This is a genomic window from Verrucomicrobiota bacterium (assembly GCA_016871535.1).
In the GTDB taxonomy this organism is placed as follows: Bacteria; Verrucomicrobiota; Verrucomicrobiia; order Limisphaerales; family SIBE01; genus VHCZ01.
In genome coordinates this window covers 1-10,659 of record VHCZ01000216.1, presented here as the reverse complement: position 1 = coordinate 10,659, position 10,659 = coordinate 1, and the positions used below count along the sequence as shown (strand labels likewise).

General features: G+C 61.1%; 10 protein-coding genes and 1 pseudogene. 7 read left to right on the top strand and 4 right to left on the bottom strand.

What is annotated here, in order from left to right; genetic code table 11:
- Positions 1-334: 334 nt before the first annotated feature.
- From FJ398_21385 to FJ398_21370, 4 genes are all read left to right on the top strand, one after another.
- On the top strand, positions 335-1,903 hold the full coding sequence (locus FJ398_21385) for a hypothetical protein (protein MBM3840467.1): 1,569 nt from the start codon (positions 335-337) through the stop codon (positions 1,901-1,903).
- On the top strand, positions 1,900-2,544 hold the full coding sequence (locus FJ398_21380; GenBank protein ID MBM3840466.1) for a GNAT family N-acetyltransferase: 645 nt from the start codon (positions 1,900-1,902) through the stop codon (positions 2,542-2,544). Before FJ398_21385 ends, FJ398_21380 begins: the two co-directional genes overlap by 4 nt.
- A gap of 190 nt (positions 2,545-2,734) precedes the next feature.
- A complete protein-coding gene (locus tag FJ398_21375; GenBank protein ID MBM3840465.1) occupies positions 2,735-3,988 on the top strand; it encodes a DegT/DnrJ/EryC1/StrS family aminotransferase in 1,254 nt (417 codons plus the stop codon).
- Between the two features lie 205 nt (positions 3,989-4,193).
- Positions 4,194-5,447 carry a PTS sugar transporter subunit IIC gene (locus tag FJ398_21370; GenBank protein ID MBM3840464.1) on the top strand — a complete coding sequence of 418 codons (1,254 nt, stop codon included), beginning with the start codon at positions 4,194-4,196 and terminating at the stop codon, positions 5,445-5,447.
- Between the two features lie 220 nt (positions 5,448-5,667).
- Here FJ398_21370 and FJ398_21365 read toward each other — a convergent pair.
- A pseudogene (locus FJ398_21365) lies at positions 5,668-6,320 on the bottom strand (hypothetical protein).
- 122 nt (positions 6,321-6,442) lie between these two features.
- Positions 6,443-7,111: a plasmid pRiA4b ORF-3 family protein gene (locus FJ398_21360; GenBank protein ID MBM3840463.1), complete on the bottom strand. Its 669-nt coding sequence runs from the start codon at positions 7,109-7,111 to the stop codon at positions 6,443-6,445.
- Positions 7,112-7,212: 101 nt separating this feature from the next.
- On the opposite strand from FJ398_21360, the gene FJ398_21355 reads away from it, so the two are divergent.
- Both FJ398_21355 and FJ398_21350 read left to right on the top strand, forming a co-directional pair.
- The gene (locus tag FJ398_21355) at positions 7,213-7,662 is read left to right on the top strand and encodes a hypothetical protein (protein ID MBM3840462.1); all 450 of its coding nucleotides are present in this window, start codon (positions 7,213-7,215) and stop codon (positions 7,660-7,662) included.
- Complete coding sequence (locus FJ398_21350; GenBank protein MBM3840461.1) at positions 7,604-8,026, top strand: DUF86 domain-containing protein; 423 nt, start codon at positions 7,604-7,606, stop codon at positions 8,024-8,026. Before FJ398_21355 ends, FJ398_21350 begins: the two co-directional genes overlap by 59 nt.
- A gap of 40 nt (positions 8,027-8,066) precedes the next feature.
- Here FJ398_21350 and FJ398_21345 read toward each other — a convergent pair whose 3' ends face one another.
- On the bottom strand, positions 8,067-8,561 hold the full coding sequence (locus FJ398_21345; GenBank protein ID MBM3840460.1) for a hypothetical protein: 495 nt from the start codon (positions 8,559-8,561) through the stop codon (positions 8,067-8,069).
- Between the two features lie 80 nt (positions 8,562-8,641).
- Positions 8,642-10,375, bottom strand: a complete 1,734-nt coding sequence (locus FJ398_21340; protein MBM3840459.1) for a secretion system protein E — start codon at positions 10,373-10,375, stop codon at positions 8,642-8,644.
- Between the two features lie 24 nt (positions 10,376-10,399).
- Here FJ398_21340 and FJ398_21335 point away from each other — a divergent pair.
- The coding region (locus FJ398_21335; GenBank protein ID MBM3840458.1) for a hypothetical protein at positions 10,400-10,659 on the top strand (260 nt) is incomplete at its 3' end.

Genomic DNA, 10,659 nt, shown 5'->3' with positions numbered 1-10,659 from the left:
GAATTTTGCCTGGGGCTGCGTTGCTCCTCGGTCACAGCCCCACTGGCGGGGGATGCTCGCTCGTCGCGCCTTGCCCCAGGCCAAATTGGGCGCAACGAACGTGAGCGTATTTACGAAACGGACCACTAAGGGCGCCGGCAAGTCCCAGCGTTACTCGGACTGGGAGACGCCCCGCAGAATACAATTCTGCGATACGGCAGAGTGCAACTCTGCGCTACGAGCTTTGTCGTCCATCCTACGGACCAAGCAGTAACTGAGGGGATACCGTGTTCCGAACACGTCGCGCCCGGCTCGCCGGGACGGTCTCGCCCTACCGTAGAAGCGCTCAGGGTTCATGGAAGCAGTCCAAAGTCGAGAACTGCCGATCGCGGTATTCCTTGATGGACGGGACCCTCGAGACTTTGAAATACTGACGCCGTCGCCAGCGGCACGACACGACAGCGACAAGTTCTCCGCGAAAGGATTGGACCGCGGATTTCGCCGATCATCGGGTGGTCCAATCCGCGTGTCGTGCTTAGAACAACACAGCATGCCAGACAACATCAGCAGCGATTTCCTCGCCGGAGTCATCGAGGGTTTCTACGGCCCGCCGTGGTCGCCGGCGGAACGCACGGAACTGCTAGGCTGGATATCTGTCTGGCAGTTGAACACCTATCTCTACGCGCCCAAGGACGATCTCAAGCATCGCGCGCTTTGGCGCGATCTGTATTCGCCTGCCGAAGCCGAGGCCCTGAGTGCGCTGGCGCAAAGTTGTCGTTCTCGCCGAATTCGCTTCATCTACGCGCTGAGTCCGGGGCTAGACATCCACTACAGCGACCCGGCCGAATTGCAGCGCATCCTGGCCTGCTTCGACCAAATGCTCGACCTCGGCTGCGACGATTTTGCCTTGCTGTTCGACGACATCCCGGACCGCATGCGCGACGCAGATCAGCAGCGGTTCGGCTCCTTTGCCGCGGCGCAATGCCACGTCACCAACGCCGCTTTTCGCTGGCTGCGCGAGCGGCGTCCGCGAGGGCGTTTTCTGTTCTGTCCCACGCCCTACTGCGGGCGCATGGCAGACCGCCATCTCGGCGGGGCGAATTATCTGGAAACGGTCGGCCGTGAACTCGCGCCGGAGATTGAAGTCTTTTGGACCGGGCCGGAGATTGTCTCGCGGGAAATCACCGTCAGCCATGTTCAGGAACTACGGACTCGACTGCGCCGGCGCCCGTTGATCTGGGACAATCTTCACGCCAATGATTACGATGGGCGCCGGTTCTTCTGCGGACCTTACGCCGGCCGGCCGCCGGAACTGCGGAGCGAAGTCAGCGGCATCTTGTCCAATCCGAACACCGAGTTTCCACTCAATTACGTTCCCCTCCGCACGCTCGCGGCGTATCTGCAAAGCCGGAGCGTGTGGGATGCGCGCGCGGCTTATGTCGCCGCCATGGCAGAGTGGCGGCCGCGGTTTGGAGGCGTTGGCGAACCGGCAGCGCTTGATGACGTCCTGCTGTTCGGCGATTGCTATTACCTGCCGCACGCGGAAGGCCCGCTCGCGGAGAGGCTATACGAATGCGCGCGAAATCTGCTGAACTTGCCACCGCGTGAATGGGGAACCGCCGCTGACGAGTTCCTGAGGAGTGCGCAGCGTCTGCGCGATTTCTGCGCGAAGCTGGCCGAGTTACGCGACCGTCCGCTCTTTTACGCCTTGCACCGCCGCATCTGGGAACTGCGCGAGGAACTCGACCTGTTGCAGGGCTGCATCCGGTTGAAACAGGAGAATCCAAATGCTGTGGCGCAGTCGGACTTCCATCTGCCGGGCACTTATCGCGGCGGATTCGTTCCGCGACTACAACGGCTGCTGACGCAGCGTCCTGACGGAACTTTCGCGCCGGCTTGCGATGCTTCTGCCACCAAGCCATGAACGACTTCCTCATCCGCCCCGCGCGCGCCGGGGATGAACCTGGCGCTTGCCATGTCTGTATGAAGACGGGCGATTACGGCCAGGACGGCGAACCGTTTTACCGCGACGACCCGGATGCGCTGGGGCGCATCTTCGTCGGGCCATATCTGGCGTTCGAACCGGACTTCAGCTTTATCCTCGAAGACAAGGATGGCATCTGCGGCTACGCGTTGGGCGCGCTGGACTCACGCGCGTTCTATGACCGCTACGAGCGCGAATGGCGCCCGCGCCTCTGCGCGCAATTCCCGATGCCGTCCGGCGATCCTGCCCGGTGGACGCGCGCTCAAACGGTGCATTCCTGGTATCATCGCCCCGATTATTTCACACCCGAGCCGTACGCCGAATATCCGTCGCACCTGCACATCGACCTGTTGCCGCGGGCTCAAGGACGCGGTCTGGGCCGCGGAATGTTGGAGGAGGTGATGGATCGGCTGCGGCAACGCGGTTCGCCCGGCGCGCATCTCGGCGTGAGCATGGTGAACACACCGGCCCTCGGCTTTTACCAGCACCTGGGCTTCCGCGAGTTGACCCGCGTCGGCGAAGGCCGCGACGGTTGCATTTACATGGGGAAATCTTTCCGGCAAAACTTGCTCCGTCGTTGAGTACTTTGCATCTCAAGAACTCGTCGGTTGCCCGCAGCGCAGATTTGAAATCTGCCGTATCGCAGGATTGTATCCTGCCGAGCTTCGGCGAGATGTGGCGCGTTGAACGCTGCCGAGACGCCGCCGATTTCAAATCGGCGAAACAGCAGAGTACAACTCTGCGCTACGAAGGCGGAATGCTCCAACAACCATGGATACACTGACTCTCGCGCTCTTCGGCGGCGCGCCAATCCGGCGAACCCTCTTCCCGCGCTGGCCTGTCTTCGGAGCGGCCGACGAACGCCGGTTGCTGCGCGCGTTGCGCAGCGGCAAATGGGGCAAGCTCGACGGCGGCGAAGTCGCGACCTTCGAAAAACGATTCGCCGCCCTGCACGGCTGCCGTCACGGCATCGGGGTCGTCAACGGCACGGTGTCGCTGCGCCTGGCGTTGATGGCCGCGGGACTGGAGGCCGGAGATGAAGTCATCGTGCCGTCCTACACGTTTTATGCGACGGCTTCGGCTGTTATTGAGGCAAACGGCGTGCCGGTGTTCGCCGACATCGACCTCAACACGTTCAATCTCGATCCTGCGGCCACAGCCGCGGCAATCACCGCGCGCACCCGAGCCATCATTCCCGTGCACTTCGCGGGCCAGACAGCGGACATGGCTGCCTTTCGGAAACTGGGCCGCAAGCACGGCCTGACGATCCTTGAGGATGCCGCACACGCGCACGGAGGCCTGCACCGCGATGGCCCGGCCGGTTCTCTGGGGCACCTGGGCTCCTTCTCATTTCAGTCCACCAAGAACCTCACGGCCGGCGAAGGCGGCATCATCACGACCAACGACGACACCCTCGCCGAGTGTTGCGTCTCATTGCACAACTGCGGGCGCGTTCCGTCAGGCGCCTGGTATGAGCATCATCTTCTCGCGGGCAACTATCGCCTCGGAGAATTGCAGGGCGCGCTCCTCAATACCCAACTTGATCGGCTTGAAGCTCAGACCACGACCCGCGACCGGAATGGCCGCTGGCTCGCCGCGCGCTTGGCCGAATTCCCGGGTGTCTTCCCCCAGGCGCGGCCCGCTGATTGCGTGCGCCACAGCTTCCATCTCTTCATGCTGCGGCTCGACGGAGACCAATTTGGCGCGCCCCGCTCCGCGGTGATTCACGCGTTGCAGGCCGAGGGCGTTCCTTGCTCTGGCGGGTACGCCATCTCGTTAAACCGTCAGCCAATGTTTCTCCACAAATCGTTCGGGCCCTACTTGGCTGGTGTGCGGAGCAAGCTGAACTTCCGCCGAGTTCACTGCCCGAACAGCGACCGGATTTGCGCTCAACAAGGCCTCTGGATCGAGCAACGCGTATTCCTCGGCTCGCGGTCGGACATGAACGACGTTGCTCTGGCCTTCGAGAAAATCTACGAGAACCGCGGCGCCCTGGCCCGCTGGGCCCGGCGCCTTAACTCGTGAACATGCCGTTGAAAGCGGGGACCACACGCGCCCTCGCGTGTCCCGACCGGCGCCCTCGCCGGCCGGATCGTCGAGGAAACCATCTTGTCAAAGATCGCTTTTATGGACGGAATAGTGTGGTCGGCGGGGGCGCCAACCACGGCACGCGAGGGCGCGTGTGCTCCCCTCCGGAACCGAATAGAAACGGACAGGCCGGCCAATTCAAATGAGCGTCGCGAACCGTTCATTCCAACGTTCTCTCGTCCCGGTCCTGACGGCGATGAGCGAGAATACGTATCTGGCGGCGATCCGCGCCGGCATGGTCGCCATTGTGCCGCTGACGATTCTCGGCGGGCTTTTCACCGCGATCTGTAATCTCCCAGTGCCGGGCTGGGACAAGAAGGTCGCGTCCGTCTTGCCGCTCCTTCAAGTGCCGGTGACCGCGACCTTCGGTTTGCTGGGCGTGTTTGTGTCCTTTGCCATCGCGTATGACCTCGGCAAACGGCTCAAGCAAGAGGCGATCAACAGCGCTTCAACGGCGGCGCTGGTGTTTTTGACACTGCAGATTGAGGTGAAAGAACAAAGCCTGGTCATGGCCGGGCTGGGATCAGCGGGCTTGTTCACCGCGATTCTCGTCGCGCTGATCTGCGTGCGGGTGCAGAAATTCTTCACCGAACGCAACCTCGTCATCCGACTGCCCGCGAATGTTCCGGCGGTGGTCTATGAATCGTTCCTCTCGCTGGTGCCCATGATCTTTCTCGTGCTGGCGTTCTGGGCGATCCGGTTCGTGCTCGGCATCGACATCAATCATCACGTCCAGACTGTCTTTTCGCCGCTGCTGTTCGCGCTCAACACGCTGCCCGGCATCCTGGTGTATGCGCTTCTGGTGACGATGCTCTGGTCGGTCGGCATCAACGGCGACAACACGCTGGACGCGTTTGTCGCGCCGGTCTTCCTGCAATACCTCGCGGCCAACGTCGAAGCCGCCGCCAAGGGGGAAGCCCTTCCGTTCGTGACCGCGCTGGGTTTCTTCACCACGTTTGTCAACGTCGGCGGGACCGGCGCGACGATCGCGCTGGCGTTGATCATGTTCAATTCGAAGGAACCGGGCTTTCGCAAAGTGAGCCGTCTCTCGCTGCCGACGCAGATCTTTCAAATCAACGAGCCGATCTTTTTCGGTTTTCCGATCGTGCTCAACCCGGTGTTCATGATTCCTTACATTCTGAATGCGCTGCTGCTCACCGCCGCGACGTTTCTGCTGATGCACTGGGGCGTCATCGCAAAACCTTTTGTGAATGTCCCTTGGACCACGCCGCCGGTGATTGGCCATTACCTTGTGACGGGCGGCGACTGGCGCGCGGCCATCTGGGGCGTCGTGTCCATTGCCCTGGCCATGGCTGTCTATTATCCGTTTGCCAAGACCGCCGAGCGGCAGCGGCTCAAAACCGAATCCGCAGCGGAAGCCGTGTCAATTCAGTAGCGATGGGGAGCGCACGCGCCCCCGCGTGCTGGAGTCGGCGCCCTCGCCGACTCCATTCAATCGAACTGAACTATCCCATTCAGCGCCATGGTTTCGACAACGATCCGATCGGCGAGGCGCCGGTCGGGACACGCGCCTGCGCCGCCGGAGCGGCTTCGTCGTCGCGAAGGCGCGAGGGCGCGTGTGCTCTCCCAATTGGGACTGTTTAGATATGGTTGAGTCATCCTGGCTGGGACTTTAAGGAGAACGGCAACCAACGCGGGTGATCGGCGCCTTTATCTTCAAGACCGCGCGTTAAGAGGCGCGGGTTGCGGCCATCGGCGTCCATGACCCAGATGCCGCGCGCGCCGCCGGTCTCGGCGCGGCAGAAAACGATGAACCGCCCGTCCGGCGATTCGCTGGCGCGAAAGTCCCACACTGGAGGCTTGCGGTGGCTCAGCAGAGTCGTGGCACCCGTGCGCGGATTTAGCCGGCAGATTTCAGCGCCGCCGCGGGCCAGTTCCGGTTTGAAATCGCGGTTGAAATGATCCGTATCCGGCCGCTGCGGTTGGAATTCCCACGGGACTTTCGCGCCGGGGAGCCGCCTGGGAAAAAGAATCTCTCCGTCGTGTGTCCAGCTTGCGAGGTTGGATCCGCCGCCGCGATTCTGCGGATTCCCGTACGTCGAGGGGTCCGGTGATAATACTCGGCAAACGGCCGGCCCGGGCCATCGCGCCGTGCTTCCATGCTGAGGAAGATCACGCGGCGCCCGTCTGAAAGAAAGGGGCCAGGCTGCCAGGTGACCTGGTCTGGCGCCTTGAAGTCGAAGTAGCGCAACCCGCGGCCGTCGGCACGGATCATGGCCGTTCGGCCTTGCGAGGTGAAAAAGAGCCTGCCGGGTTGCTTTGCCTCCGCTTGCCCGGTGCCGACGGTGCGGCATCCGGACCAAACGCCAAGCCCGGACGCGGCGCTCAGGGCGAGGAAGTGTCGGCTGCTGATGCGGTGTGAATTCCGGCTCATTGGTGGTAATTGTCCCGGCCCATGAGAACCTTGCGCAACTGGGCTTCCGTGACGCGCGGCCATTTCAGTTTCCGCAGCCAGACGTTGACTTTCTCCAAGTCGAAACCTTCGGCGTCGAACGGGCGGCCCAGCCATTCCTTCATGCTTTTGTGCTCGGAGTGTTTCCGGTTCTTGAGAATCTTGAGCAGGTCCTCGTAGCCCCACACGCCGCCGCAATCCTCTGGCGGACACGCCCGGGCGCCATCGAGGCAACGCGCAGTCGTTGCCAATGACGAATCGGGAGGCAGGATCTTCTCCACCACGATCTCGTGCTCCCACGAATCGCCGAAGTCGTATTCGTAGCCGAAGGCGTCTTGCGCGTGCGGTGCGATTTGTTGGAGAGTGGATTTGCGCTCCTCCTGGGTTTCCGGGTCACCCTCAAACTCGGCAAAGCTATGGCGCGTGTCCGAGTAGCATTGCTCGCCCACGATGAACTGGTGCAAATGACTGTTGGTCCAGCCGATGGCGACCTGGAGGACGGCGTGCAGCCAGTCGAGGCGGGCCTCCGCAGGCACTTGAAGCCGCCGCCAGACGGGCGGTTCGCTGCCCAGCAAGACAACCTTCAGTTGGTAGATTGGGGAATTGTTTTTCACAGTAGGAGGTTTGAGATGATGTGTTCGGTCCATAAAGGGGGGGAGTAAAGGAGGCAGTCAATGGTATTGTGCGTTCGGTTTTACTCCGGTGCGGCGAGCAGAGTAGATGCGCGCGCAATGCGTCTTGCTGGGTCTTGCCCTCGGTTCTATCGAGGATTGACAGAATCATTATCCGTTTCCACGGGCTCATCGACTCTGGGCCACATTCAGTCTTATTCCCAGAGGCGTTGCAGGAGCTTTCTTTCGGCGGCCATTTCGATTACGGTGTTTGCAGTATGACGCTGGCCTACGATCCAGAAGTTCTACGCCGGTTCTGCCGTGAACGCGGCATCGCCAAATTGGAGCTGTTCGGTTCTGCACTCAGCGACGACTTCCGCACCGATAGCGACGTGGATTTGCTCTGCACTCTGAGGCCCGACGTGCAGCCGACGCTCTTTGGCTGGGTGGACATGGAATACAGGCTGGCGGAGATCTTCGGTCGGTCGGTGGATCTGCTGGACCGGCCAACGGTGGAGCGGAGTCGGAATGTCCGCCGCAAAATGTCGATTCTCAGCCGCACAGCACCACTCTATGTCGAAGGATGACACCTATCTGGAAGATATCCTTCATTCTGCTCGACTCATCCAGGAGCATCTGCGCGGGGTGAGCCGAGCCGAATTCTTCGGGGATATTCTTCGGCAAGATGCCGTTTGCCGCAGATTCGAGTTTATTGGCGAAGCGGCGCGTCATCTCTCGCCGGAAGTTTTGAAGCAGTTTCCTGACATCCCGTGGCGGCTCGCCATCGGGATGCGAAATCGGATTATTCACGACTATGACAACGTGAAGCTTGACGTACTGTGGGAGTCGGCGCAGCGGGATCTGCCACCGCTCGTCGAGAAACTGGATGCCTACCTCACGGCGCATCCGCCCCAGACTCCTCCGGAAACACCACCGGCCGAGAATCCCTGAGGTCAGATTTCATTTCGCCACCACGCCACGCGGACAGTTTTCACAACGCGCAAATCTGATCCAACAACGGGGCGAGATCAGGCTCGTCGAGCGCCATGAGTTTGACTTCGGCGCGTCCGCCGAGTTCGATCGCTTTCGTGAGCCACTGCCAGCCGTCAGCCGGGCGTTTGAGGCGGCACGCTCCGCAGGCGAGGTTGTAAGCGATCATCGGGGACTTGGGGACTTTTTGGAAGGCGGCGACGAGGGTGTCGAAGGCTTCCTGCTTGCGGCCAAGTTCGTGCAGGCTGCAGGCCTGCCCCAGCCAGGCGTACTCGCTTTCCGGCGTGAGCTGGCAAAGGGCTTTCGACAAGGCCAGGGCCGAATCCCAGTTTCCCGCGTGGGCCGCCAGTTCCCAGCGAACTTCGAGCGCGTCGGGGTGGTCCAGGAATTCGGGACTCGTTTGTTTCAGTGCCTGCTCCGCTCCGGCGTGGTCGCCCTTCTTGAGGAACTCCTGGGCGGCTTGAATGTGAGTTGCCGCATGAGGAGGGAGAGTCATTTCAAGCACACGCTACTGAATTCTGATGACTGAATACCGATTACTGCTCACGATTCTTGGCCCGCCCTGCGCATACCAACTCAGTGGCTCGAAGTCAGCACCAGCACCTGTTCGAGGGTGGAGATGCCTTCGCGCGCTTTGTCCAATGCCACGACGCGCAGCGTCTTCATGCCTTGCGCAATGGCGACTTTCCCCACCTCCATCGCGCTGGCCCGATTGATGACGAGTTTGCGGATTTCATCGGTCACGGTCATGACTTCGATAATCGCGGCGCGGCCGGCGTAGCCCGAGTTCTTGCAGCGATCGCAGCCGCGCCCTTTGTAAAGCGTCACGCCTTCGAACATTTTTGGATCGATCCCCAAATCCTGGAACATCTTGGGCGGGTAGGTGACCGGTTCCTTGCAGAGCGAACAAATGCGGCGCATCAAGCGCTGGGCGCAAGCCAGAATGACGGACGAGGAAATCAGGAACGGCGCGATCCCCATGTCATCAAGGCGCGCGATCGCACCGGCGGCGTCGTTGCAGTGCATCGTGCTCAATACCTGGTGGCCCGTGAGCGCGGCTTCGACGGCTATCTCCGCCGTTTCCTCGTCCCGAATTTCGCCGATCATGATGATGTCCGGGTCTTGCCGCAGAATGGAGCGCAGCGATGAGGCGAAGGTCAAACCGATCTCTTTGTTCACGGGAACCTGGTTGATGCCGGGAATTTGAAATTCGACCGGATCTTCGACGGTGACGATGTTGTAATCCGGATTGTTCAACTCGTTCAGCGCGGAATAGAGTGTCGTGGTCTTGCCCGAACCGGTGGGTCCGGTTACGAGCATCAATCCGTGGGGCGCATCCACCGCGGCCTTGAACCGCCGGAACGTATCCGCGTCCATGCCGAGCTTCTCGATGCTGGCGGAGAGATTCGATTTGTCCAGGATGCGGAGCACGCATTTCTCGCCGTGCACGGTGGGCAGAAAGGAAACGCGCAAATCGATGTCCCGCCCGCCGACTTTCATGCGCATGCGTCCGTCCTGAGGCAGGCGGCCTTCGGCGATGTCCAGGTTGCTCAGAATCTTGAGCCGCGAGGTCAGCGCCACGTGGAGGTTTTTAGGAGGCGCTGGCACATCGACGAGCGCGCCGTCGATTCGGTAGCGGAGGCGGACATTCTTTTCGAAGGGTTCGATATGGATGTCGCTCGCCCGCTCTTTGATGGCCTGGACCAGGATCAAGTTGGCGAGCTTGATCACGGGCGCTTCCTCGGTCGAAGCGGCCAGTTGGTCCACGCTGATGTTTTCGGTGATTTCCTTGGAGACTTCGAGGTTTGCGGCTTCGGCTTCCAGTTCGGCCTGCTTCTGCTGCGCGATGATTTCCTTCATGCTGCCGGCTTTGCTCTCCAAATTGTGGAGTTTGTCGATGATCGTCTTTTCCGAGGCGATCATCGGGCAGACTTCCAGTTTGGTGATCCGCTTCACGTCATCGAGGGCGAGGACGTTCAACGGATCGGCCATGGCCAGGAACAAGCGGTTGTCGAGCCGGGAGACGGGCACGACTTTGTGGTTCAGGGCCACTTCGCGCGGCACGAGTCCCGCCACATCCGGCGGAATGCTGATGCGGGCGAAGTTGACCGGAGGCGTATTCAGCACGCGGCCCATCGAGACGACGAGATCGGTCTCGCTGATGTAGGATTTTCCGAGAATGAGCTTGAGGAGGCGCGTGCCTTCCTTCTTCTGCTGCTCCAGCAATTCTTCAACTTGCTTCTTGGACAGGAAGCCGTCTTCCACGAGCGCGTCGGCGATGCGTTCGCCGAATGTTTTGATGGGCGTCATCAGCGGAAAGTTTTCTTCAAGATCTTGACCAGTTCGGTTGGGGAAGCCACATACCAGAGGAAACGGCTCTTGCTGCCGCTTGGCGCGCTGAAGTTGTCGAGGTCGCGGACGGCTCGCTCGTTGAACGGGTTTGCGGTTGCGACCAGCACGGATTTGCTGAGAGCGTGTCCGAAAATTCCGCGGGGTCCTGTTTTCGCGCCAAAGGCCGGATGGCGAGGCGCGACGAAGGAGAATATCCTCCCTGGATCTTCGACTGAGGAGCAACGAAGCCAGGCGGCCTTTGG